Consider the following 23,547-nt stretch of genomic DNA (forward strand, 5'->3'; position numbering starts at 1 on the left):
AAAGAGCATTCATGAAGTCGATCAACGTTGAAGTCGGAGGGCTTGTATCGAGCCTGAGCGGTGAGGGAGTGCGCCGCAAGCTGCTGTATCTTCACGGCGTCCATAATGCGGATGCCAACTATGTTGCGGGAAGCGCAACGATTCATCTCGACGAGCGATGCCTCAGGGTCAAGGATCTGCGCCATTGCATCTCCGAATGCGGCTATCCGGCACCGAAGCTCACCCGGACTACTGCCGCAGATGGGGCAGTGCCAAGTCAAATCTTGTGACAAGCTCGCTGGAGGTCACGGCAACAGAACCACCATGCGCCTCCGCAATCGATTTCACGATGGCAAGGCCAAGACCGGCGCCCGCCGTATTTCGTTGCCGTGCCGGATCAACTCGGTAGAATCGATTGAAGAGCTTTGGTAGATCGGGCTCAGGAATTTTCTCACCGGGATTGACCACACTGATCGTTGTCCACTGCTCATCCTGCGAGAGCAAGACCGTGATGCTCTTCCCGCGAGGAGTGTGTCGAATTGCGTTCGAGAGAAGATTGTTCAGCGCCCGGGTGAGCATTTCCCGATCCGCCGCTATGCTGCCGATCGCCCCTTTAACGCCAAGCGTAATGCCGCTATCTTCTGCCAGCGCCTCGAAATAGTCGAACAGACTCCGCACCAATTCGGACAGATCAATTGTAGACAAGCGCAAGTTGCGGGGATCATTTTCCGTTTGGGCAAGAAACAGCATGTCTCCAATCATGCGTCCCATCCGATCAAACTCTTCCAAATTTGAATAGAGGATTTCTCTGTATTCCTCGTTGCTGCGCGGCTGGCCAAGCGCTACGTGAGTCTGCGTGACCAGGTTGGTGACGGGCGTGCGCAACTCGTGCGCTATGTCTGCGGAAAAGTGTGATAGCCGGGTGAAGCCTTCCTCGATTCTCGCCAACATATCGTTGAAGGCAAATACCAGTTCCGCCAGTTCGATCGGCACATCCCGAGGATCCAACCTCACATCCAGCTTTGAAGAGCGAATCGCCCGAATCTCTTCATTGACCTTGCGAATCGGCAGATGGCCCCACTGCACCGCCAGCCAAGCCACACCGAGCGCCAGACACATGACCAAGCCGGTTGCCCACCAAAGCATGCGCTTGAACTCCGCCAGGAAGTCGAGATGAAAGCCGATGTCCATGGCGGCGACGATGCGGTAGCCGGACGCCGCTGAATCGTCAGCAGGCAGTTGTACCACCACACCTCGATATGACCTCTGATCCTCGTGCCACACGATCAAATCGTCAGCGGTGATGCGGTTCACCAACTTTTTGTTACTGTCAAGTTTCGACAGGTCAGGACCGGGCGTGGCATAGATGCTATTGCCAGACCCATCGTAGACGCCGTACGTCATCCCATGATGTCCTGCGACTGCGTTGGCCAAGTGTTGCTTCAGTTCGTCGCTTGCGATGTCACTTGCAAGCTGGTGCAAGGGCTGAGCCAAAGCGGCTGTCACTGCCTCCAGTTCGTGGGCATCCTGTTGAGCAAAGTGGTGCTCCAACGACCGGAGAATGACCCAGTTGAACACAAGAAACACCAAGGTCGTGGCGATACCAACCAGGGCCGTGACCCTCAATGCAAGCGACGCTGGACGGCTTTGCCGCGGCTTATGGCGCAGGGGCATCATCGGGCGCATCGAGCGTGTATCCCATTCCACGCACGGTGTGGATGAGCTTCGGATTGAACGCATCGTCTATCTTCGCGCGTAGGCGGCGGATGGCTACATCGATGACGTTGCTGTCGCTGTCGAAATTCATGTCCCATACCTGCGACGCGATCAGAGAACGTGGAAGGACTTCCCCCTGGCGACGGGCCAGGAGCTCAAGCAACGCGAACTCCTTGCTGGTGAGATTGATGCGTTGGCCAGCGCGCGTTGCACGTCGGCGCGCCAAGTCCAGTACCAAATCGGCAACCTGGATGCGATCAGGCTGGCTCGGAGCGCTTCCGCGTCGCAGCAGCGTCCGCACCCGCGCCAGCAACTCAGAGAAGGCGAATGGCTTGACGAGGTAGTCGTCCGCTCCCAGTTCCAATCCCTTGACACGGTCGTCCACACCGCCACGCGCCGTCAGAAAGAGTACAGGGACCTGTTTACCGGCATCTCGAAGGGCACGCACGATGCGCCAGCCATCGACATCCGGCAGCATGACATCCAAGACCACCAGATCGTATGTCTCGCCCATGGCCAGGTGGTGTCCGTCCAATCCGTTGCGCGCCAGATCCACTACGAATCCCGCCTCCATGAGACCTTGGCGGACGTAATCCGCCGTCTTGTTCTCGTCTTCAACGACCAGCAGTTTCATCGCATGTCCCATGAAATCGCTGCGGCGCAGAAAAATAGCCGCTCACGATGTACGCATTCATCCACTTCAATCAGCAATTTACTGGTTGCCAGCTTCCACGAACATGACACGAACATTACATGAATGTAATTCAAGGGTCATTCGGTGGAAAGTGCCCAACCCATAGCATGACCTGCATTGCGTCGAACTGTGCCGCTCAGGATGGGGTGGCGTTTAGAACGACTTCCGAGTCATCTATGGAGGATTTCAGGCCATGCCGCCTCGTTCACCCTTTTTTATCGTGCCCCCACAGGGCCTTTCTCGTCGGCGTTTCGTCCAAGGGTTAGCCGCCGGCGGCGTTCTCGCTGGGCTGTCCACGCCGGCGTTCAAGGCATTTGCCCAGCAAGGCTCCGCGACGCGCGGTGCCGCCCCTGTGCTAAAAGGCACCGAGTTCGACTTGGTGATCGCCGAATCGCCCGTGAACTTCACGGGCAAGCCAGGCGTGGCTACGACCATCAACGGCTCGCTGCCGGCACCGACATTGCGTTGGCGCGAGGGTGACACCGTCACAATCCGTGTGACCAACAAGCTGCGTGAAGCCACATCCATCCACTGGCACGGGATCATCCTGCCGTATCAGATGGATGGCGTGCCGGGCATTAGCTTCAAAGGCATCGCTCCCGGCGAGACCTTCACGTACCGCTTCAAGGTTCAGCAAAGCGGCTCCTACTGGTACCACTCGCACTCCGGCTTCCAGGAACTCACGGGCATGTACGGGGCGATCATCATCGACCCCGCTGGCGCCGAGACCATCCGCGCCGACCGTGACCACGTGCTGCTGTTCTCGGATTGGACCGACGAAGACCCGATGCGGGTGTTCACCAAGCTCAAGTCCCAAAGCGACTACTACAACTACAACCAACCTACCGTCTTCGACTTCTTCCGGGACGCCTCGCGCGACGGCATGGCCGCTGCGATCGACAAGCGCAAGATGTGGAACGAGATGCGGATGAATCCGACGGATCTCGCCGATCTGTCCGCCGCCACGCTGACCTATCTGGCCAACGGCGTCACCCCCGCCGGCAATTGGACGGCGTTGTTCCGACCGGGGGAGCGCGTGCGGCTGCGCATGGTCAACGGTGCGGGCAACACCTTCTACGACGTACGCATTCCCGGACTGAAACTCACGGTGGTGCACGTCGATGGTGTTGACGTGGAGCCGGTGACGGTCGATGAGTTCCGATTCGGTCCGGGCGAAACCGTCGATGTGATCGTCCAGCCACGGGATGACGCTTACACGATCTTCGCCCAGGCGATGGACCGGACAGGCTACGCGCGTGCCACGCTGGCCGTGCGTGAAGGTCTTCAAGCTCCCGTGCCTGCCCTCGATCCGGTCGAATGGCTGACCATGAACGACATGATGGGCGGCATGATGGGGGGCATGGACCATGGCGGGTCCGGCCAGGCCATGGAGATGACCGGGATGACGGGCATGACGGGCATGACGGGCATGACCGGGATGACCGGGATGACCGGGATGGGCTCGGGTTCGATGTCCGGGATGGATCATGGGGCGATGGCTGGCATGAACCACGGTGGCATGGCGATGGATCACAGCCAACACGCCGCGGCTGCGGGGGGACTGGCCGTGCCCAGCACTACTGCCCGCCACGCTCGCACCGAGTATGGTGCCAGCACGGACATGCGCGTTGACATGGCGCGCACCAACCTCGATGACCCCGGCATTGGACTGCGCAACAACGGTCGGCGCGTGTTGACCCTCGCGGATCTGCATACCCCGTCGGGGCCGCTGGACAAGAGAGGCCCTGGCCGGGAGGTCGAATTGCACCTCACGGGCAACATGGAACGCTACGCATGGTCCCTGGACGGGCTGGAGTTCGGAAAGTCCACGCCGGTGCACTTCAAACACGGCGAGCGGCTGCGGGTCATTCTGCACAACGACACCATGATGACCCATCCCATGCACCTGCACGGCATGTGGAGCGAGCTGGAAAGCCCCGACGGTCGCTTCCTTGCGCGCCGCCACACCCTGCCGGTGCAGCCGGCACAACGCATCAGCTTCCTGGTGACAGCCGACGCGCTCGGCCGCTGGGCGTGGCACTGCCACCTGATGTTCCACATGGATGCCGGCATGTTCCGCGAAGTCGTGGTGTCTTGAACCCAGCGCACAAGGAAGACCAAGAATGTCCAAAGCACTCCCCACTCGCGCACTGGCCACGACGCTACTGGCCCTGGTAAGCGTCGCCGCACAGGCACAAGCACAGAACGACCATGCTGCGCACGGCCAGGCCGACTCTCAAACGGCCGCGCCATCCACTCAGACCGTGGCTCCTGCCGCCGACCCGCACGCGGGTCACGCGGCGTCGGCGAGCGGCTCGACCGCGGCCCCGGCCATGGATCACGGCAACATGCAGATGCAGGGCGGGTCGGCGCCTCCTGACGCCCGCGATCCGCATGGCTACTCCAATGGCCTGACATTGGGATCGGGCGACTACGCCGTACCCGGTGTGCCGCGGCTGATGCTGGCCGACGAACACAGGTTCTTCTCGTTGCGCGGCGAAACCCTGGAACGCCGCTTCACGCGCAAAGGGGACGATTCCACGGCCTACGACCTCCAGGCGTGGTATGGGACGACCTACAACAAGGCCGTCGTGAAGGCCGAAGGCGATATCGCCAAAGGAAAGCTCGAAGAATCGCGTACCGAGCTTCTCTGGGGGCACGCCGTCGCACCGTACTGGGACACCCAGCTCGGCATTCGGGTGGATAACGGCGAAGGCCCGAGCCGTCAATGGTTGGCTTTCGGCATCCAGGGCCTCGCCCCCTACTGGTTCGAGCTGGAGGCGACGGGCTACGTGGGAAGTGGCGGACGTACGGCGCTGCGTGTCGAAGGCAGCTACGAGCTGCTGCTGACCCAGCGACTGATTCTGGAGCCTCGCGCCGAGTTGCAGTTCTATGGCAAGGACGACCCGGAACGCGGTATCGGCAAGGGCTTGGCCGAAGCGTCTGCTGGCTTGCGCCTGCGCTATGAATTCAGTCGCCAGTTCGCCCCCTATATCGGCGTGGAACGGGCGGGCAGCTTCGGACGCACCGCGGACTATGTGCGTGCCGAAGGCGGCCGCGCGCAGCAGACGCGCTGGGTGGCTGGCGTGCGATTCTGGTTCTAGAACCTAGCGGGTTTGATCATCTGATGAGAGGCAATCTATGAACATGCACTACGACAGAAGCCAGGGCAAAGTGCCGAGACGCCAGGCATTGATCGCTGGCTTGTTGGTGATGGCACTCGCAGGACCGAGCCTGGCGCAGAGCCGACCGATTGCCAAGGTCTGGAAGGACCCGAGCTGCGGATGCTGCAAGGACTGGGTCTCACACCTGCAAGGCGCAGGCTTCGATGTGCAGGTTCTCGACACCGGGAACACGGCAGCGCGCACGCGGCTGGGCATCCCGCAGAAGTACGGTTCGTGCCACACGGCGCAGATCGGCAGCTATGCCATCGAGGGTCATGTGCCTGCCTCGGACATTCAACGCTTGCTGCGCGAAGCCCCGCAGGCCATCGGCCTTGCGGCGCCCGGCATGCCGGTCGGTTCGCCCGGCATGGATGGTCCGGCCTATGGTGGACGCAAGGACGCCTACGACGTGCTGCTGATCGGGAAAAACGGTAGCAGCACGGTCTATCAGTCGCATCGCTGACCATCCATCAACCCTTCTCCGTGGAGATATGCCATGCAGCATCAGCACACACATACCCCCAGCGATCGTCCCCGGTTCTGGCGATCGCGCTACGGCGTGGCGTTCCTCATCATCGCCGCTGTCGCCGCGTATTTCCTGCTCAAGGAGCACACGGCACATGTTGCCGGCTATCTCCCCTTCCTGCTGCTGGCGGCTTGTCCGCTGATGCACCTGTTCATGCACCGTGGTCACGGCCACGGCGGACACGATCATGCCGCGCGTCAGGGTGAGGAAGGTGCCGCAGCCTCCAAGGAGCAGAAGCAATGAGTCGAGGCACTCGCACCGTGCGAGCACGCGACGCCGCGCTTGTCTCCTTGCGCGCGTGCGGCCTGCTGCGATCACCAGACACCAACGGTTAACGGCGGAGGGCACTTGTCACTATGAATTCACCCAGCAAGTCTTCAGGACATGAGCACGCAGGCATGGCGGCGGGTGCCACAACGTCCGGCACGCATACCCACCACCATCACGCCAGCCATGCTGGAAGTGACGATGCGGGCGGGCCCTCAAGCCACTCGCAGCCCGATGCCTCGACACGAGATCCGGTGTGTGGGATGGCGGTCACGGCGGCGTCGGAGCACCGCTCCACGCACTTGGGGAACACGTACCTGTTTTGCAGCACCGGATGCAAGGCCAAATTCGACGCCGATCCGGCGCGATATGCCAGCGGTGGCGCGGGCATAGGCACAGGCAGCGGCCATGCACCGCATCACCATGCCAGCACCGCGATTTCACCGGCCCCGGCGGCATCGCCAACCGCACCCGGAACAATCTACACCTGCCCGATGCACCCGGAGATCCGCCAGGATCATCCGGGAATCTGCCCCAAGTGCGGGATGACGCTGGAGCCTCTGCTGCCCGACCTCGACGACGACAACCCGGAGTTGCGTGACTTCTCGCGTCGCTTCTGGTGGACCTTGCCGTTGACGCTCGTGGTCCTGGCGCTGGCGATGCTGGGCGAGCGGCTACACCTGATGGACATGGCTACACAGAGCTGGGTCGAGTTGGTGCTGTCGTTGCCGATCGTGCTGTGGGCCGGCTGGCCCTTCTTCTCCCGCGGCTGGCTGTCCGTGGTCAACCGCAGCCCGAACATGTGGACACTGATCGGCCTGGGAACGGGTGCGGCATTCATCTACAGCGTCGTGGCAACCGTTGCGCCGGAAGTGTTTCCAGCTTCCTTCATGTCCATGGGACGGGTCGGCGTGTATTTCGAGGCCGCCGCCGTCATCATCTCGCTGACACTGCTCGGCCAGGTGCTGGAACTCAAGGCGCGCTCCCAGACTTCGGCGGCCATCAAGTCGCTGCTGGGGCTGGCGCCCAAGACCGCGCGGCGCATCAATGCGGACGGCAGCGAGGAAGACGTGCCGCTCAGCCATGTGCACGTCGGCGATCTGCTGCGCATCCGACCCGGCGAGAAGGTGCCGGTGGATGGCATCGTGCACGAGGGCAGCAGCTCGATTGACGAATCCATGCTGACCGGCGAACCGCTGCCCGTAAGCAAGCGCGCGGGCGACAAGGTCATCGGGGCCACACTCAACACCAGCGGCGCGCTGGTCATGCGTTCGGAGCGGATCGGCTCGGACACCGTTCTGTCGCAGATCGTCCAGATGGTCGCCCAGGCGCAGCGTTCCAAGGCGCCGATGCAACGCATGGCCGATGTCGTTGCCGGCTACTTCGTGATGGCCGTCGTTGCCATTGCGGTCACGACGCTCTTTGTATGGGGATTCTTCGGGCCGCAGCCCACCTGGGTCTATGGACTCATCAATGCGGTGGCCGTTCTGATCATCGCCTGCCCGTGCGCGCTGGGTCTGGCCACGCCGATGTCGATCATGGTCGCAACGGGCCGTGGCGCCACGCAGGGCGTGCTATTCCGCGATGCCGCGGCGATCGAGAATCTTCGCAAGGTCGATACCCTCGTCATCGACAAGACAGGAACCCTGACCGAAGGCCGACCTGCTTTCGATCAGGTCGTCGCAGCACCCGGCTTTACGAACGATGAGGTGCTGCGTCTTGCGGCCAGCCTGGACCAGGGCAGTGAACACCCCCTGGCCGACGCCATCGTGCAGGCCGCGCGTGCCCAGGGCCTCCAACTCGTGAAGCCTCAGAGCTTTGAATCGGGAACCGGCATCGGCGTGCGCGGAAAGGTTGAGCACCGGCAACTCGCGTTGGGCAACACAGTGCTGATGGAACAGTCTGGCGTATCGGTGGAACCGCTCGTACCCCAGGCCGAAGCTCTGCGCGGCGAAGGGGCAAGCGTCATGTACTTGGCTGTGGACGGGCAGCTCGCGGGCTTGCTCGCCGTATCCGATCCGGTCAAGGGCAGCACCCCCGAGGCCCTGGCCGCGTTGAAGGCTGCGGGCCTGCGGGTCATCATGGCCACCGGGGACGGGCAGACCACCGCCAAAGCCGTCGGTGCACGCCTAGGCATCGACGAGGTGCATGGTGAGGTCAAGCCGGCGGACAAGCTCATGTTGATCGAGCGGCTGCAGAAAGAAGGACGCATCGTCGCCATGGCCGGAGACGGCATCAACGACGCGCCGGCCTTGGCGAAGGCAGACGTGGGCATCGCCATGGGAACGGGGACCGACGTGGCGATGAACAGCGCCCAGGTCACGCTGGTCAAGGGCGACCTGCGTGGCATCGCTGTCGCTCGCACGCTCTCGGTGAGTACCGTGCGCAACATGAAGCAGAACCTCATGTTCGCCTTCCTCTACAACGCGCTGGGCATCCCCATCGCCGCCGGGGTTCTCTATCCCCTCACGGGCTGGCTGCTGTCGCCGCTGATCGCAGCATTGGCGATGAGCCTGAGTTCGGCGTCGGTCGTTGGCAACGCCTTGCGCCTGAGAGCGAGCCGACTGTGACCGGATTTTCTTTCTGAACCTACAGGAGCCTGCTATCGCCCAGCGAACCGTTTCTTTCGTTCCACGCCGTTGCGAAGGTGCAAGCCTTATCTCGGCACTTCGTTCTTAAACCACTCCTCACACATCAAGGTAGAAATCTCTATGACCCGTTCACATTTCATCGCCAAGCTCGTCGCGCCGATCGCTGCTGGTCTGTTCGCCACCGCCGCATTCGCGCATCCTTCGCTGGTGTCTTCAACGCCAGCCGACAAGTCGCAGGTTTCCGCGCCAGCCACCATCGAGCTGAAGTTCTCCGAAACGCTGGTGCCGCAGTTCTCCGCCGCGAGCCTTGTCATGACTGGCATGCCGGGAATGGCGAGCCATGGCCCGATGAAGATCAACGCCAGCGTCGCGGGTGCCGGCGACGGCAAGACCATGGTCATCACGCCAGCACAGGCGCTCCAGCCCGGCGACTATCGCGTCGAATGGCGTGCCGTCTCCTCGGACACGCATCCGATCACGGGTAACGTCACCTTCAAGGTGAAGTAAGCCCATGGCCGGGGATTGGTTGACCATCGTCCTGCGCCTGGCGCTTTATCTGGACCTGGCGGCGGCGTTTGGCGTCGCCATGTTCGGACTCTATGCTTTGGGCAACGACGAGCGATCCTCGACGATCTCGCGCCGCTATCGCGTCCTCATTGGCGCATCCGCTGCCATCGGCATTGCCCTGTCGATGTGGGGCATGACGGTCATGGCCAAGGCCATGTCCGGCGCCCAAAGCTACGCGGAGCTGTCAACGCACGTTTTCGACATGCTCATTACGGGCACGCACATGGGCATCGCCTGGTGCATTCGCATCCTCGCGCTGTTGGTGTGTGTGCTCGTCGCAATGTTGAAATTGAACGCTACCTTGCGATTTGCAGTGATGGCGCTCTCCACCGGCGTGGCGCTGGCGACCCTTGCGTGGGCAGGCCACGGCGCCATGGACGACGGCGTTCGCGGCTACATCCATCTTGCGTCGGATATCACCCACCTCTGGGCAGCGGGCGCTTGGGTGGGCGCATTGTTGGCGTTCTTGATGCTGGCATCCCACAAGCGGGATGTCGCGCAAGACCCGGTAGCGGTCCTCAGTCGGACGTCGAATGGCTTTGCTCGCATAGGTACAGCGATCGTGGCTGCACTCGTCGTGAGTGGAACTCTCAATTACCTGTTGATCGCCGGACCATCGTTTGATCCGCTCATCTCGACGCTGTATGGCCGGCTGCTGATGGTAAAGCTCCTGCTTTTCGCAGGCATGCTGGCGTTGGCTGCTGCCAATCGGTATCGGTTGAGCCCGAGCCTGGAGGCAGCTTTGAAGGCAGGCAATCGCGCACAGGCAGTCATCAAGCTTAGGCAGAGTCTGTTCACGGAGGCAACCTTGGCCGTTTTGGTTCTGGCGAGCGTTGCATGGCTTGGCATCTTGTCTCCCACTGGAACCTAATCCTTCATGGGCGGCAGATGACAGCGCATGAATTGAATGTAATGCACGGGTAAGCCCTCTGTAGACCGCCTGCTTCTACATTTAACGACGCGGCGCAAGTTGTCGTCGTTTTTACAAAGGAGTCGATCATGAAATCGCAAATTGTCATTGCCGCCCTGTTGAGCGCTCTCTCCGTGCCAGCCTTCGCCGGTCATGCAGCAGCCCAAGCAGCCAAGGAGATGGTTCCCTTGGCTGACGGGGGAACGCTGTACATCTTCAAGGACGGAAAGATGGCACAGGAAAGCCGCTTCGGGCGCGCCGTCTATCTCAATGTCGGGGCTTCGGTGTCGACGAAGGATGGGCGCAACATCGCGATCACCAGCAATGAAGTCGCTCGCCTCGGCTCGCTGCTACAAAAAGAGCACGGCGGATGACGCCGCGGGTGTGCGGTGCTTTTCAAAGCTTCTGCACAGTGTGACAGAGACGCGCGCCCCGATTGGGCGCGCGCGATTGGGACGCGTCACGAGCAACCACGAGCGCTCAAGATGCCAGTTTTTGCGATGTCAAGCGCATCAACTTCCCTGGAATGGATCCAGCCTCCACATCCACCGTGATTCGTCCACGGGACATCTTGCGCGAATGAGAACCTGCGAGGAGCCCGATTTATGGAGTTGCGTCATCTACGATGCTTTGTCGTCTTGGCAGAGGAGTTGCATTTCACGCGGGCGGCCGAGAGGCTGCATATAGAGCAACCCCCCTTGTCTCGCGCGATCAAGGAATTGGAAGATGAGCTTGGGGTCACGCTGTTTGACCGCGACCGCAGGGGTACACGGCTGACCGTGGCGGGGGCGGCATTCTTGCAGGACACCCGCCGACTCTTCACTGTCCTGGAGCAAGCGCGTGAGAATGCCAGAGCCATTGCCGCGGGCCTGAGGGGCAGCCTGCGCATTGCAATTTCCGATGGTGCGATGGACCCACGACTATCGGCGTTCCTAGCTCGTTGCCGCGCGGAAGAGCCCGAGGTCGAGATACGTCTCTCCGAGGTACCGCTGACCGAGCAGATACGGGGCCTACGGTCTGGCGACTTCACGATCGGATTTGCACACGCGGCGGATGTTGGCGAAGGCATCGTGGCTGAACCGATCTGGCGAGACCCGATTGTGATCGCCGTGCCAGCGCGGCACTCGCTTCTTGCGCACAAGCAAGTTCCGCTCAACGAACTTCAGGGTCACCCACTGGTTCTGTGCGACAAACTGGCCTGCGAAGGCTACTGCCGAGAACTAAATCGGCTGCTACAGGTTCTGGAACACAGGCTCAACGTTGTCGAAGAAGTGTCGTCGCTGGACATGATGCTAACGCTGGTCGGCGCAGGCTATGGGATTGGTTTCATGACAGCGACCAAGATTCCCATCAGCCAGAGGCCGGACGTGGTGATTCGCCCTCTGGCGCAGGACACGGCGGTAATCACAACCTATCTGCTTCGGCCAGAAAGCAGCAACTCATCGGTTTCGCTGGATCGCTTCATGGAACGTCTGCGAGGACCTCCGGATGACTAAAGCGTCAATGCCCATCTGAATCGTGCGCCGCAGCACGAAGATTGCGTTCGGCTGCGCTGACGAGTTCCGCAGCACTAAGCTTGAGTCCGGCGGCGATTCTTAAGATCAGAGCGAGAGTGGGCATGTGCTCCCCACGCTCTATTTTGCCCATGTGCGATCGCTCGATCCCTGCTTTCGCAGCCAGTTCTTCCTGAGCAATACCTTGCGTCAGGCGGGCGACACGAACGGCCGCTCCGAATGCCAACGCTGGCTCGGCGTCGAAAGTGGTAGTGCCTGGGGGACGGCCTCGTCGGACAGTTCGCTTCTCCATCCTTGGAAGCGTCGAACAGTCCCGACAATTTAACCACGTTAAGTTTAACTCAAACTAGCTATCATGAAGACTTTCCATCCTTGTCTTATCGCTTCTTGGGGCCTCTCATGCACGACGCCACCAGCCCACGCCCACAGCTCAGGCTCGCCATAGCGCCTGGTGTGGCCTCTTCGAACCTAGCTGCATTGCTTGCCCTGCAGCGCGCGGAGGAGCCCGAAGTTTTTATGGAATTTAATGAGGTTACGACGAGCGATCTCATTACAGGCCTCTACAAACGGCGCTTCGACGTCGGCCTTTCTCTGAAGCAGGTGAGCGATTCTTCGCTGAAGAGTCTTTCTCTTTGGTTTGAGGCGACAGCTCTTGCCACGCCGCTGGGATACCCACTGCTCCGGCAGCAGTCAATCAGAATAGACGAACTTAAGGAGCACTCCGTGTTTCGATGGAAGGCCGAATATTCTCCTTCGCTGGACCAGTACCTGTCCTCCATGTCATCAACGGAAAGGCCGAATGTCCAGCATGTCAGTTCTTTTGAGATGTTGTTGCTCTGGGTCGCAGCTGGATATGGCGTAGGGATTTCTTCGCGATCACGCATCGAAACCGCTAGCCAGTGCGGAATCTGCACGCGTCCAATAGCCGATGGCCCCTACGAGGTCATTACGCACCTGCAGCGACTCTCGGGACAGACGAATCTTGTAGCTGATCGATTTGAGCTTAGAGCCTTGCGAGTTGCCGAGGCGCGTAAAGCATGACAGCCACGTGCGGTGCCCGCCCTTGCCGGTGGATTTGCAGTGGATGCCGGTTCGGGCCAAGGCGCCGTCCAGACGCATCAATTCATCCTGGAAACTGACCTTGATCAATTCAACTCCCCACAACTTCCAATAGTATGTCCACATGATCGGCTTAAGGCGCCTTCTCGCAAGATGGAGCCGCTGGATTACCAGCGGCCTAGTCGTAACCTTGCTTTTCTCGCAGGTTGCGATGGCGATGTACGTCTGTCCCAAGCCAGACCCGAGGGCATCTGTGGAAACCACGCAAATGCGTGCCACGATCTCGATGCAGCAGGCTGACAAGTTGCCAATGTCGGATTGCACCGGCATGCCTGATTCCATGGACAGCGAAGCGCCACAGTTGTGCCACGCTCATTGCAGTGGCGATCGGGAGTCGGCGCTTTCATGGCAGGGGCTGGACATTCAGTTTCTCGCGGCGCACGTGATGTGGCTCGCCAACTCGCTGCCCGGGTTGGTTCTCGACCGGGTAGCCCTCAGGCGGCACGTTACCTACATTCCTCCCAATCCCCGCGCGGGCTTTCCGCCGATCTACCTCACGTTCCAAGTCCTGCGGAATTGATTTATGTGTCCGTGCTCGCCGCGCACCGATGCGGCAGACCACGTGATTTCGTGAACACCAATTCCGAGGACAACCATGTTTACTCCCTTTTTTGGCGCCCCCGAGGGATGCTCTGAACAATTCCTCGGCGACAATAGCGCAAGGTTCGACGGATGACGACGATGCAGCTGAGCTTCGGGGACGCGGAACACACGGGCAAGCGGAAGAAGACGCGACGCGAGATCTTCCTGGCGGAGATGGAGCAGGTTGTGCCGTGGAACGCATTGCTGGCGCTGATCGCACCGCACTACCCGAAGATGGGCCAGCGTGGCCGGCAGCCGTACGCGCTGGCGACGATGCTGCGCATCCACTTCCTGCAGCAGTGGTACGCGCTCAGTGACCCGGCCATGGAAGAGGCGCTGTACGACACGGCGGTGATGCGCCGCTTCGCCCGCCTCAGCGGGCTGGACAACATTCCGGACGAGACCACGATCTTCAGCTTCCGCCGGCTGCTGGAGACGCATGATCTGGCGCCGCAGCTCCTGGAGCGCGTGAACGCGCACCTGGCGCGCAAGGGCCAGAGCTTGAAGGCCGGCACGATCGTGGACGCCACGATCATCGCGGCGCCGAGTTCGACCAAGAACAGGGACGGCAAGCGCGATCCGGAGATGCACCAGACGAAGAAGGGCAACCAGTGGCACTTCGGGATGAAGGCGCACATTGGCGTGGACGAGGAGTCGGGCCTGGTGCACCACGTGGAGTGCACGGCGGCGAACGTCAACGACGTGACGCAGGTGCACAAGCTGCTGCACGGCAAGGAAGACACAATCTGCGGCGACAGCGGCTACACGGGCGCGGACAAGCGCGAGGAGCTGCAAGGCGTGGAGGCTGCGTTCTGGATCGCGGAGAAGCCGTCGAAGCTTCGTGCGATGAAGAACAAGCGTGATCGCAAATACGCCGAACGCTGGGAGCACTTCAAGGCCAGCCTGCGGGCGAAGGTGGAGCATCCGTTCCGAGTGGTGAAGCGGCAGTTCGGTTACACCAAGGTGCGCTATCGCGGGTTGGCGAAGAACACGGCGCAGGTGTTGACGCTGTTCGCGCTGTCGAATCTGTGGATGGCGCGGCGACGTCTGTTGCTGCCGACGGGGTAAATCCGTCTGTTGGACGGGGAAAGCCGTCGAAAAGCGTCAGAAACGGCGCAAAATCCATCATATCGAGGTCGACTTGGCGCCTTGACGCTGAAATCCAAGCATCAGAGCGCTTTGATCAGACCTTCCCGAGGGGCGCCCGTCAGCGTACGGCCGAGGCACAACGCCGGCCTCGATGCGATTGCATCGTCTGAAAGCTATCAGCATCGCGTTGGCAGGCAGTGCGCTTGTTTCGCCTGTGGCCTACGCCCTCGATTTTGCTGAGGCACGCCTTATCGCGGAGCAGCAGAGCCCGCGCATAAGCGCGCAGCAGTTGCAGGTCAACGTCGCCGAATCCGTGCAGAAGGCAGCAGGCTCGCTGCCCGACCCCAAGCTCTCGCTCGGCATCGAAAACTATCCCATCAGCGGCATGGATCGCTGGAGCATGACGCGCGAATCCATGACGATGCAGCGCCTGGCGCTCATGCAGGAAGTGCCCAACAGGGCCAAGCGCGACGCCCAGGTCGCCAGTGCGCAGGCGCGTGTGGATCGAGAGCGCGCGGCGCTGGTTTTGCAGCGATTGCAGATCCGCCAGGAACTCAGCCTGGCGTGGATCGCCGCGCAGGCGGTGGAGCAACGGGAGATACTGCTGACGGAACTGCTCGCGGAGAACCAGCGCCTGCAAGACAGTCTCCCCGCTCGCGTCGCCGGCGGCACGGCCCAGACTGGCGACCTGTTGGTCGCGCAACAGGAGGCGCTGACACTCACGGACCGCCGTGACGATCTACAGCGGGACCGGGCCAAGGCCAGGGCCGCATTGCGGCGCTGGGTGGGCTCCAGGGCCGACGAAGCACTGCAAGGCGATCCAGGCCCGCTCACTCACCCCGTCGCGCAACTGCGCACAGAACTGGCGAATCACGCGGAGCTTGAACTCTATCCGGCGATGCAAAGCATGGCCCGGGCCGAGTCCCGCGAAGCCCAATCAGAGACCCGCGGCGATTGGGCCTGGGAGATTGCCTATAGCCGGCGGGATCGCCGATGGGGCGACATGGTGTCATTCCAGGTGACATTCGATCTGCCATGGCAGAAGGATCGACGCCAAGTGCCCATGATCGAGGCAAAACGGCACGAGTTGGAGCGTCTGGACGCCGAACGCGAAGACGTGGCGCGGCGTCATTTGCAGGAGCTGGACGACAGCGCCGCCGAACTCCAAGCGTTGAACAGCCAGATCGACCGCCTGCAGACCGCAGGCTTGCAGCTGGTACGGAACCGAGCGGCGCTTGCGTTGAGCAACTACCGATCCGCCAAGGGGGACCTGAGCGCTGTGCTCAGTGCACGCGCCCAGGTACTGGAGACGCGCATGCGTCTGATCGACCTCGGAGCGCAGCGCGACAGCCTCGTCGCCCGACTGAACAGCCTGATCGCGGACTGAGTGGAGACCCTCGCCATGAACACCTCTTCGAGAAACATCCTTGCCGGCTTGACGCTGATTGCTGCCGGTATTGCCGTTGGATGGAGCGTCGCCCAATGGCGCGCCGGCCACCTCAGCGGCTCCCCCGCTGCCACCATTGCAAGTGCTCCGACCGAGCGCAAGGTGCTGTATTGGTACGACCCGATGGTGCCGGCCCAGAAGTTCGACAAGCCCGGCAAATCGCCCTACATGGACATGGCGTTGATGCCGAAGTACGCAGATGAAGACACTCAGGACAGCACGGGCCTGAGCGTGTCGGCGCAAGCGGTGCAAGCCCTGGGCCTGCGTACAACCGAAGTCGTGCAAGGCAAGATCGGCGCAGATGTGAACGTCGTGGGCACCGTGCTGCTCAACGACCGCGACGTCAGCATCGTGCAGGCGCGGACCGCTGGCTTCGTCGAGCGTGTCTACGCACGGGCTGCGGGCGACGTGATCGCAGCAGGGGCACCGCTGCCTGACCTATTGCTGCCGGAGTGGATCGCCGCACAGCGCGAGTTTCTCTCGGTTCGCGCGATGGGCGACGCACCGTTGACCGCAGCTGCCCGCCAACGGCTGCTGCTGCTCGGCATGCCGCAAGCCCTGATCGCCCAGGTGGAGCGCACAGGCGAGCCCAAGGGGCTGTACACGGTCACAACACCTCAAGGCGGCTTGGTGGCCGAACTGATGGTGCGTCAGGGCATGACGGTTTCCGCCGGGGAAAGCCTGGCCCGGGTGAATGGCTTGGCCACGGTGTGGATCGAAGCGGCTGTCCCCGAAGCACAAAGCGGGCCATTGCAGGTCGGCCAAACGGCGCAGGTCCGGCTGGCGGCGTTTCCCGGTGAAGTGCTCCAGGCGCGCATCGTGAGCATCCTGCCCGAAGCCAACCGCGACACCCGTACGGTGCGAGTGCGGCTTGAAATGGCCAATCCCGGCCAGCGCCTGAAGGCCGGCATGTCCGGCCAGATCGCGCTCAAAGGCAACGAACAGCCCGCGCTGCTTGTTCCCAGCGAGGCGGTCATCCGCACCGGCAAGCGCGCACTGGCCTATGTGGTCGATGGACCCGGCAAGTTCCATCCCGTGGAGGTCCAGGTGGGCGCGGAGGTAGGCGATCAACTGGTGGTCAACGGCGGGCTCGCGGCGGGACAGCAGGTGGTGGCCTCGGCGCAGTTCCTGATCGATTCGGAAGCCAGCCTGCGGGGCGTGCTGCCTGCAGGTGCCGCGGCGTCCGCGCCTGCATCGCCGCACAACGGGCACGGCACCTCGTCGCCACCGGCCGCGGCCACCAACGCTTTCGTGGTGCGCGGCGTGATCGAGGAGATGTCGCCCACCGAGCTGACGCTGGCGCACGAGGCCGTGCCAGCCCTCCAATGGCCGGCCATGACCATGGGCTTCAAGCTGAGCAGCCCGCAGCTCGCCGCGGGTCTTTCGGTTCGGCAGCAGGTGCGATTCACCTTCTCCAAGCAAGGTGAGGACTACGTGATCACCGCCATCGAAAAGGTGCAGCCATGATCGCCAAACTGATTCGATGGTCGGTGGCCAATCGCTTCCTGGTGCTGCTGGCCACCGCCATGCTCACGGCATGGGGCGTGTGGGGCGTTCGCAGCACGCCCGTGGATGCGCTGCCGGACTTGTCAGACGTGCAGGTCATCATTCGCACCAACTACCCAGGACAGGCGCCGCAGATCGTCGAGAACCAGGTCACCTACCCGTTGGCCACCACCATGCTGTCGGTGCCAGGGGCCAAGACCGTGCGCGGCTTCTCGTTCTTTGGCGACTCGTTCGTCTATGTCTTGTTCGAGGACGGAACCGACCTGTACTGGGCCCGCTCACGGGTACTGGAATACCTGAACCAGGTCCAGGGCCGATTGCCCGCCACGGCGAAGCCGGCCCTGGGTCCGGACGCCACAGGCGTCGGCTGGATCTTCCAGTACGCGCTCGTGGATCGCACGGGCAAGAACGATCTGGCGCAACTGCGTGCGTTGCAGGACTGGTTCCTGAAGTTCGAACTCAAGAGCCTGCCCAACGTGGCCGAAGTGGCATCGGTGGGGGGCATGGTCAAGCAGTACCAGGTCGTGCTCGACCCGATCAAGTTGGCGTCCTATGGCCTCAGTCAGGCTCAAGTCCGCGATGCCCTGATGGGGGCCAACCAGGAGACCGGCGGCTCCGTCCTGGAATTGTCAGGCGCGGAGTACATGGTCCGCGCGAGCGGATACCTCAAGACCCTGGACGAGTTCCGGGAGATCCCCTTGACGGCACGCGGCGGTGTGCCGGTGCGGCTGGGGGATGTGGCGACGCTCCAGATAGGCCCGGAGATGCGGCGTGGCATTGCCGAACTCGACGGAGAAGGCGAGGTCGCCGGCGGCGTGGTGGTGCTGCGCTCCGGCAAGAATGCCCAGGAGACGATCGCTGCCGTCAAGGCCAAGCTCGCGGAGCTGCAGGGCAGCCTGCCGCCGGGCGTCGAGATCGTCACCAGCTACGACCGCAGCGCGCTGATCGAGCGGGCCATTCGCAATCTCACGACCAAGCTGGGCGAAGAGTTTCTGGTGGTGGCGCTGGTCTGCGCACTGTTCCTTTGGCATCTTCGTTCTGCGCTGGTGGCCATCATCTCGCTACCTCTGGGCGTGATGACGGCGTTCCTGGTCATGCGCTACCAGGGCATCAACGCCAACATCATGTCGCTGGGGGGGATTGCCATCGCCGTGGGGGCGATGGTGGATGCAGCGGTGGTGATGATCGAGAACGCCCACAAGAAGCTGGAGGCTTGGCAGCACGCGCACCCGGATCAACGACTGCAGGGCAAGGAACGGTGGGACGTGATCACACAGGCCGCAGAGGAAGTCGGTCCTGCGCTCTTCTTCTCGCTGCTCATCATCACGCTCTCGTTCATCCCGGTCTTCACCCTAGAAGCGCAGGAAGGCCGGCTGTTCGGCCCGCTGGCGTTCACCAAGACCTACGCGATGGCCGCGGCCGCAGGGCTGTCAGTGACGCTGATTCCCGTACTCATGGGCTACTGGATTCGCGGGCGTATCCCGGATGAGCAGAAGAACCCCATCACCCGCATCCTGATTGCAGTCTACCGGCCAGCACTGGAGTGGGTACTGCGCCGGCCTAAGGCGACGCTGCTGATCGCCGTGCTGGCCTTGGCGACCACGGCCTGGCCCTTGGCGCGGCTCGGCGGTGAGTTTCTGCCGAGGTTGGACGAAGGGGACCTGCTCTACATGCCCTCGGCCCTGCCGGGACTCTCGGCGCAGCGCGCCACGGAGTTGCTGCAGCTGAGCAACCGCATGATCAAGACCGTACCTGAAGTGGACAAGGTGTTCGGCAAGGCAGGACGGGCCGAAACTGCGACCGATCCGGCGCCCCTTGAGATGTTCGAGACCACGGTGAAGCTCAAGCCCAGGGAACAATGGCGTCCAGGCATGACGCCCGAGAAGCTCGTGGAAGAGCTGGATCGTGCCGTGAAGATCCCGGGCCTGTCCAATATCTGGATTCCCCCTATCCGCAATCGCATCGACATGCTGGCTACCGGCATCAAGAGCCCGATCGGGGTGAAGGTGACCGGCAACGACCTGGGCGTGATCGATCGCATCGCTGCAGAGGTCGAGCAGGTCGCCAAGGGCATTCCCGGCGTGACGTCATCCCTCGCGGAGCGCTTGACGGGCGGGCGCTACGTGGATGTTCAGATCGACCGCGTAGCCGCCGGTCGCTACGGCCTGAACATCGCCGATGTCCAGGCCGTCATCGCCGGCGCGGTGGGTGGCGAAAACGTCTCGGAAACGGTCGAGGGGCTTGCCCGCTTTCCGATCAATCTGCGCTACGCGCGAGAATGGCGTGATTCACCACAACGGCTGGCAGAACTACCCATCTTCACGCCGATGGGTCAGCAGATCACGTTGGGGACCGTGGCACGCATCGCGATCACCGATGGGCCGCCCATGCTCAAGAGCGAGAACGCACGGCCCTCCGGTTGGGTCTATGTCGATGTGCGCGGCCGTGATCTAGCCTCGGTGGCCAACGAACTGCGCGATGCCATCGGGCAGCAGGTCAAGCTGGAGCCGGGTGTGAGCATCACCTACTCCGGGCAGTTCGAATACATGGAGCGGGCCAATGCACGCCTGAAGGTTGTGGTGCCTGCCACCCTGTTGATCATCTTCGTTCTGTTGTACCTGACCTTCGCGCGTGTGGACGAAGCGGGCTTGATCATGGCGACCTTGCCCTTCGCGCTCACGGGGGGCATCTGGTTCCTGTACCTGCTGAACTACAACCTGTCCATCGCCACCGGCGTGGGATTCATCGCGCTGGCAGGTGTGGCGGCGGAGTTCGGCGTGGTGATGCTCATCTATCTGAAGCAGGCCTTGGCGGAACGTTGCCCCGATGGACGCGACCCGACGCGAGAAGAACTGCTCGATGCGATCCGGGAGGGTGCCGTGCTGCGCGTGCGGCCCAAGGCGATGACCGTCGCCGTCATCCTGGCGGGCCTGGTACCCATTGTCTGGAGCAGCGGTACGGGCTCGGAGGTCATGAGCCGCATCGCAGCCCCGATGCTTGGAGGGATGGTGACCGCTCCGTTGCTGTCGCTCTTCGTGATTCCGGCTGCCTACATGCTGATGCGTAAGCCGCGCTAACGTTGCAACGCGGCAGGGTCTCATAACCAAGGCCCTGCCGTTTCCGGTGCGGCCTATCGGCACCCGAGCGAATAACCATTCGACACATGCGCTTTAGCCGGCGTAAGAACTGGCCGAAGGCGCGGAGGCACGACTAACCGCTTGGCAGTGACGAGCCATATCAGGGAACAAAACCTGACCCCGGCCGTTCAGACAGAATCGTCAGCATTTCTATGACAGCCCGAACCTTGGGCTGCAGGTAACGCGATTGCGGCCACACTGCATGGATAGGCATCTCACCACCTGCCCAGTCCGGCAGCAAGGGGATCAAGCGCCCCTGCCGTATATCTTCGGCCACCAGCCATGTCGGCATCTGCATGATGCCGCAGCCGGCCAGACCCGCCGCCAACATTGCTTCACCATCACTGAATTCATGGCGCGGATAGATTTCCTGCCGACGTACGCGCTGGTCCGATACGCGGAGCAACCAAGTGGGTCTCTGCCGTCCCCGAGGACCAGTGATGCAGTCCCGATGCCTTACCCCATTACTTCTCGGTAATTACTGCGGCGCGCTCACTAATACGACCACTACATTCTGGGACGACGTAGGGGCTGACTCAGTCCGGTTGTAGGCGCTCAGAAGGCTATGGCCTTCAGGATGGCCGCACGCCTCATCGCGCCGCGCCGTATGCGCTGCGGACTGCAAAGGCCCGCATCCTGTAGCTCACTTCCGACGGCCAAAGCATCCATCTTTGGCCGTCGGCCAGCGTCAGGCACTTTCGAGCATTGCCGCATCATTTAGCAACCGTTGAATGCGCTGGCGAATCTCCTCTGGAATACCTTGCGCAGACGAATCAGGTCCGGGCCTGTTTGGCTGCTGCTGGGTGCCCGCGATGACCCGCACGACCATGCCCAAATTTCCGGGTGTCACGATGTCGATGGCCGCGCGATCACCCAGATCCGGGTGTACGCGGGTCAGCATCCGGTACAAGTCCCACGAATCCGCGTGCGGACACTGGTTCATGAGCACCTGGGCCAGTTTGTGCTTGAGCGGCACCAGTTGCCAGTCGGGCACACGTTGCCCGCGATTGCCCAAGCTGATGGACAGCAGTTTGCCCGCCTTCAGCTCGCGGTTTATCTGGTCCTTGGACTTTCCGGCCAGCTTACCGAACAGCGGAACCGGCAAACTGCTCGGCGATTCGTAGATGGCGAGCATTTCCTCGCGCTCGCGCTGGATGGCGGATACTTCCGGCGCCGGCGCCGGCGCACGCGTCGGGGGCGGTGGCACCTGCGACAGCCGCTGGAAGGTGATTCCCGCGTCGTTTGGCGTCACGACAATGGGGGTGACCACCACGGGCGGAGCCGAAGCCGCAGAAGTGCCTGCAACGATGGCGTCGGGGTTGTCCTCCCCTGCGATGGCTGGCACGCCCTCGATATGGATGGTGAGGTGGGCGCTGGCCGCTTCGACCTGGCCCTGTTCGAGTAAGTCGAGGCGATCCGCCCAGTCCTGCATCATCCGACGGCGCGGCTCAACATACTTGGCGTGGTTGTAGGCCGAACTCACCTTGTTCGGGTCCGAGTGCGAAAGCTGCGCGTCCACCCAAATCTTGGGATAGCCGATCTCGTTGAGCGCCGTCGAGATGGTTCCGCGGATGCCGTGCCCGGTCAGTTGATCCTCGTAGCCCATTCGTTTCAAGGCCGCGTTGAGGGTGTTCTCGCTGATGCGCTTCTTGAGTTCGCTGCGGTGCGTGAGCAGATGGACCTGGGCCGGCTTCATCACACCCAACAGGTAGCGCACGATCTCGATGGCCTGCACGGACAACGGCACGATGTAGGGCGGAACGTCCTGCGGGCGCTTGCCGGCCTTGCGCATCTCGTCCTGGAGTTGTTTGACAATCTGCGGCGGGATGATCCACAGGCCACGGTCGAGATCGAACTGGTCCGGGGTCGCCAGCCGCAGCTCGCCGGTACGCACGCCGGTCAGGAACAGCAGCCGGATGCCGAGTTGGGTCTGCCAACCACGAGGGTTGTAGAGCCTGAGCTTGTGCAGGAACTCGGGAAGCTCCCGAAGATGCAGGTAGGGGTTGTGGTTCACCGGGGGCTTGGGCTCGGCCACCACGTCCAGGTCGGAGGCCGGATTGGCTTCCAGCCCCTCCACGATGACGAGGGCATAGCGGAACAACTGCCCCAGCCAGGTGCGGACCTTCTCGGCAGTGGTGAACGCCTTGCGCTCCTCGATCCTCGCCAGGACGCCCAGGAGTTGGGGCCGGCGAATGTCGTAGATCGACATCTGCTTGAGGCTGGGCAGCACGTCCTTGTTGAAGATCCGCAGGATCTGCGACAGCGTGCTGTTCCTGCCCTCCTTGATTTCCTTGCGGCGATGCTCGACCCACGCATCGAAGACGGCCTTGAAGGTGTAGTCGGCCGCAAGCTTGACCGCGTGTCGCTTCTGTTTGCGATCGGTATGGGGGTTGATGCCCTTTGCCAGAAGCGCCCGGGCTTCGTCGCGCAAGGTGCGCGCTTCGCGCAAACCGATCTCGGGGTAGTTCCCCAGGGAGATGCGCTTTTGCTTGCCGAGCCAGTAATAGCGCAAATGCCACGACTTGCCGCCGGTGGGGGCGACCACCAGGCCGAGGCCATCGGTGTCGGGGATGCTGTACGTTTTCTCGGCGGCCTTGGCTTGCCGCACGGTCAGATCAGAGAGTGTCATCATCAAGCTCCTAAGTCTTGGACTTAGGCCCGATGCTGCTTGTCATCCCGATCCAACCCCAGCAACAACCCGGAACCGGCACCACCCGCATTCTTTGGCCTTGTTTTTGG

The 23,547-nt window shown here is 62.2% G+C and carries 20 protein-coding genes and 1 pseudogene; 16 read left to right on the forward strand and 5 right to left on the reverse strand.

Annotated features, from left to right (window positions below):
* Positions 1–11: 11 nt before the first annotated feature.
* On the forward strand, positions 12–269 hold the full coding sequence (locus tag HBF25_RS07385; RefSeq protein ID WP_013391817.1) for a heavy-metal-associated domain-containing protein: 258 nt from the start codon (positions 12–14) through the stop codon (positions 267–269).
* On the opposite strand, the gene HBF25_RS07390 is transcribed toward HBF25_RS07385, so the two are convergent.
* Complete coding sequence (locus tag HBF25_RS07390) at positions 229–1,656, reverse strand: heavy metal sensor histidine kinase (RefSeq protein WP_425483442.1); 1,428 nt, start codon at positions 1,654–1,656, stop codon at positions 229–231. The genes HBF25_RS07385 and HBF25_RS07390 overlap by 41 nt on opposite strands.
* A complete protein-coding gene (locus tag HBF25_RS07395) occupies positions 1,637–2,329 on the reverse strand; it encodes a heavy metal response regulator transcription factor (protein WP_003097513.1) in 693 nt (230 codons plus the stop codon). Before HBF25_RS07395 ends, HBF25_RS07390 begins: the two co-directional genes overlap by 20 nt.
* A gap of 253 nt (positions 2,330–2,582) precedes the next feature.
* On the opposite strand from HBF25_RS07395, the gene HBF25_RS07400 reads away from it, so the two are divergent.
* From HBF25_RS07400 to HBF25_RS07440, 9 genes are all read left to right on the forward strand, one after another.
* Positions 2,583–4,487, forward strand: coding sequence for a copper resistance system multicopper oxidase (locus HBF25_RS07400; protein ID WP_013391820.1), 1,905 nt, complete (start codon positions 2,583–2,585; stop codon positions 4,485–4,487).
* 25 nt (positions 4,488–4,512) lie between these two features.
* Positions 4,513–5,493 (forward strand): copper resistance protein B, encoded by a 981-nt coding sequence (locus HBF25_RS07405; protein WP_013391821.1) that lies wholly within the window; start codon positions 4,513–4,515, stop codon positions 5,491–5,493.
* Positions 5,494–5,602: 109 nt separating this feature from the next.
* Positions 5,603–6,016 (forward strand): DUF411 domain-containing protein, encoded by a 414-nt coding sequence (locus HBF25_RS07410; protein ID WP_425483443.1) that lies wholly within the window; start codon positions 5,603–5,605, stop codon positions 6,014–6,016.
* Positions 6,017–6,049: 33 nt separating this feature from the next.
* Positions 6,050–6,322, forward strand: coding sequence for a DUF2933 domain-containing protein (locus HBF25_RS07415; RefSeq protein WP_013391823.1), 273 nt, complete (start codon positions 6,050–6,052; stop codon positions 6,320–6,322).
* Positions 6,323–6,477: 155 nt separating this feature from the next.
* Positions 6,478–8,916, forward strand: coding sequence for a heavy metal translocating P-type ATPase (locus HBF25_RS07420; RefSeq protein ID WP_425460460.1), 2,439 nt, complete (start codon positions 6,478–6,480; stop codon positions 8,914–8,916).
* A gap of 141 nt (positions 8,917–9,057) precedes the next feature.
* Entirely contained in the window at positions 9,058–9,444 is a 387-nt protein-coding gene (copC, locus tag HBF25_RS07425; RefSeq protein WP_008063308.1) for a copper homeostasis periplasmic binding protein CopC, read from the forward strand.
* Between the two features lie 19 nt (positions 9,445–9,463).
* The gene (gene copD, locus HBF25_RS07430) at positions 9,464–10,375 is read left to right on the forward strand and encodes a copper homeostasis membrane protein CopD (protein ID WP_425483444.1); all 912 of its coding nucleotides are present in this window, start codon (positions 9,464–9,466) and stop codon (positions 10,373–10,375) included.
* A gap of 128 nt (positions 10,376–10,503) precedes the next feature.
* Positions 10,504–10,788 carry a CopK family periplasmic copper-binding protein gene (locus HBF25_RS07435; protein WP_003090336.1) on the forward strand — a complete coding sequence of 95 codons (285 nt, stop codon included), beginning with the start codon at positions 10,504–10,506 and terminating at the stop codon, positions 10,786–10,788.
* A gap of 231 nt (positions 10,789–11,019) precedes the next feature.
* Complete coding sequence (locus HBF25_RS07440) at positions 11,020–11,910, forward strand: LysR family transcriptional regulator (RefSeq protein ID WP_013391826.1); 891 nt, start codon at positions 11,020–11,022, stop codon at positions 11,908–11,910.
* Positions 11,911–11,914: 4 nt separating this feature from the next.
* Here the strand turns inward: HBF25_RS07440 and HBF25_RS07445 are convergent, their stop codons facing one another.
* Positions 11,915–12,220 carry a helix-turn-helix domain-containing protein gene (locus HBF25_RS07445; RefSeq protein WP_013391827.1) on the reverse strand — a complete coding sequence of 102 codons (306 nt, stop codon included), beginning with the start codon at positions 12,218–12,220 and terminating at the stop codon, positions 11,915–11,917.
* Between the two features lie 107 nt (positions 12,221–12,327).
* On the opposite strand from HBF25_RS07445, the gene HBF25_RS07450 reads away from it, so the two are divergent.
* From HBF25_RS07450 to HBF25_RS07475, 6 genes are all read left to right on the forward strand, one after another.
* Entirely contained in the window at positions 12,328–12,969 is a 642-nt protein-coding gene (locus tag HBF25_RS07450; protein ID WP_013391828.1) for a LysR substrate-binding domain-containing protein, read from the forward strand.
* Positions 12,970–13,255: 286 nt separating this feature from the next.
* Positions 13,256–13,567 (forward strand): hypothetical protein, encoded by a 312-nt coding sequence (locus HBF25_RS07455; RefSeq protein WP_006226245.1) that lies wholly within the window; start codon positions 13,256–13,258, stop codon positions 13,565–13,567.
* Between the two features lie 161 nt (positions 13,568–13,728).
* On the forward strand, positions 13,729–14,697 hold the full coding sequence (locus tag HBF25_RS07460) for an IS5 family transposase (protein WP_016445093.1): 969 nt from the start codon (positions 13,729–13,731) through the stop codon (positions 14,695–14,697).
* A gap of 172 nt (positions 14,698–14,869) precedes the next feature.
* Positions 14,870–16,105 (forward strand): TolC family protein, encoded by a 1,236-nt coding sequence (locus tag HBF25_RS07465; protein WP_013391831.1) that lies wholly within the window; start codon positions 14,870–14,872, stop codon positions 16,103–16,105.
* 15 nt (positions 16,106–16,120) lie between these two features.
* A complete protein-coding gene (locus HBF25_RS07470; protein WP_013391832.1) occupies positions 16,121–17,632 on the forward strand; it encodes an efflux RND transporter periplasmic adaptor subunit in 1,512 nt (503 codons plus the stop codon).
* Complete coding sequence (locus tag HBF25_RS07475) at positions 17,629–20,748, forward strand: efflux RND transporter permease subunit (RefSeq protein ID WP_166947222.1); 3,120 nt, start codon at positions 17,629–17,631, stop codon at positions 20,746–20,748. Before HBF25_RS07470 ends, HBF25_RS07475 begins: the two co-directional genes overlap by 4 nt.
* A 160-nt stretch (positions 20,749–20,908) precedes the next feature.
* Here the strand turns inward: HBF25_RS07475 and HBF25_RS07480 are convergent.
* A pseudogene (locus tag HBF25_RS07480) lies at positions 20,909–21,253 on the reverse strand (LysR substrate-binding domain-containing protein); the annotation flags it as partial.
* Between the two features lie 243 nt (positions 21,254–21,496).
* Positions 21,497–23,440 carry a tyrosine-type recombinase/integrase gene (locus HBF25_RS07485; RefSeq protein ID WP_034012210.1) on the reverse strand — a complete coding sequence of 648 codons (1,944 nt, stop codon included), beginning with the start codon at positions 23,438–23,440 and terminating at the stop codon, positions 21,497–21,499.
* Positions 23,441–23,547 lie beyond the last annotated feature (107 nt).

Origin of the sequence: Luteibacter anthropi (assembly GCF_011759365.1) — a bacterium.
In the GTDB taxonomy this organism is placed as follows: Bacteria; Pseudomonadota; Gammaproteobacteria; order Xanthomonadales; family Rhodanobacteraceae; genus Luteibacter; species Luteibacter anthropi.

What these genes read in the sequence shown, in the direction of transcription:
- HBF25_RS07485 (WP_034012210.1), bottom strand. Translation starts at nt 23,440, where the DNA reads ATGATGACACTCTCTGATCTGACCGTGCGGCAAGCCAAGGCCGCCGAG.
- HBF25_RS07385 (WP_013391817.1), top strand. Translation starts at nt 12, where the DNA reads ATGAAGTCGATCAACGTTGAAGTCGGAGGGCTTGTATCGAGCCTGAGC.
- copC (WP_008063308.1), top strand. Translation starts at nt 9,058, where the DNA reads ATGACCCGTTCACATTTCATCGCCAAGCTCGTCGCGCCGATCGCTGCT.
- HBF25_RS07465 (WP_013391831.1), top strand. Translation starts at nt 14,870, where the DNA reads ATGCGATTGCATCGTCTGAAAGCTATCAGCATCGCGTTGGCAGGCAGT.
- HBF25_RS07455 (WP_006226245.1), top strand. Translation starts at nt 13,256, where the DNA reads ATGCGTGCCACGATCTCGATGCAGCAGGCTGACAAGTTGCCAATGTCG.
- HBF25_RS07390 (WP_425483442.1), bottom strand. Translation starts at nt 1,656, where the DNA reads ATGATGCCCCTGCGCCATAAGCCGCGGCAAAGCCGTCCAGCGTCGCTT.
- HBF25_RS07460 (WP_016445093.1), top strand. Translation starts at nt 13,729, where the DNA reads ATGCAGCTGAGCTTCGGGGACGCGGAACACACGGGCAAGCGGAAGAAG.
- HBF25_RS07410 (WP_425483443.1), top strand. Translation starts at nt 5,603, where the DNA reads ATGGCACTCGCAGGACCGAGCCTGGCGCAGAGCCGACCGATTGCCAAG.
- HBF25_RS07415 (WP_013391823.1), top strand. Translation starts at nt 6,050, where the DNA reads ATGCAGCATCAGCACACACATACCCCCAGCGATCGTCCCCGGTTCTGG.
- HBF25_RS07450 (WP_013391828.1), top strand. Translation starts at nt 12,328, where the DNA reads ATGCACGACGCCACCAGCCCACGCCCACAGCTCAGGCTCGCCATAGCG.
- HBF25_RS07395 (WP_003097513.1), bottom strand. Translation starts at nt 2,329, where the DNA reads ATGAAACTGCTGGTCGTTGAAGACGAGAACAAGACGGCGGATTACGTC.
- HBF25_RS07440 (WP_013391826.1), top strand. Translation starts at nt 11,020, where the DNA reads ATGGAGTTGCGTCATCTACGATGCTTTGTCGTCTTGGCAGAGGAGTTG.
- HBF25_RS07400 (WP_013391820.1), top strand. Translation starts at nt 2,583, where the DNA reads ATGCCGCCTCGTTCACCCTTTTTTATCGTGCCCCCACAGGGCCTTTCT.
- HBF25_RS07435 (WP_003090336.1), top strand. Translation starts at nt 10,504, where the DNA reads ATGAAATCGCAAATTGTCATTGCCGCCCTGTTGAGCGCTCTCTCCGTG.
- HBF25_RS07475 (WP_166947222.1), top strand. Translation starts at nt 17,629, where the DNA reads ATGATCGCCAAACTGATTCGATGGTCGGTGGCCAATCGCTTCCTGGTG.
- HBF25_RS07405 (WP_013391821.1), top strand. Translation starts at nt 4,513, where the DNA reads ATGTCCAAAGCACTCCCCACTCGCGCACTGGCCACGACGCTACTGGCC.
- HBF25_RS07445 (WP_013391827.1), bottom strand. Translation starts at nt 12,220, where the DNA reads ATGGAGAAGCGAACTGTCCGACGAGGCCGTCCCCCAGGCACTACCACT.
- HBF25_RS07420 (WP_425460460.1), top strand. Translation starts at nt 6,478, where the DNA reads ATGGCGGCGGGTGCCACAACGTCCGGCACGCATACCCACCACCATCAC.
- HBF25_RS07470 (WP_013391832.1), top strand. Translation starts at nt 16,121, where the DNA reads ATGAACACCTCTTCGAGAAACATCCTTGCCGGCTTGACGCTGATTGCT.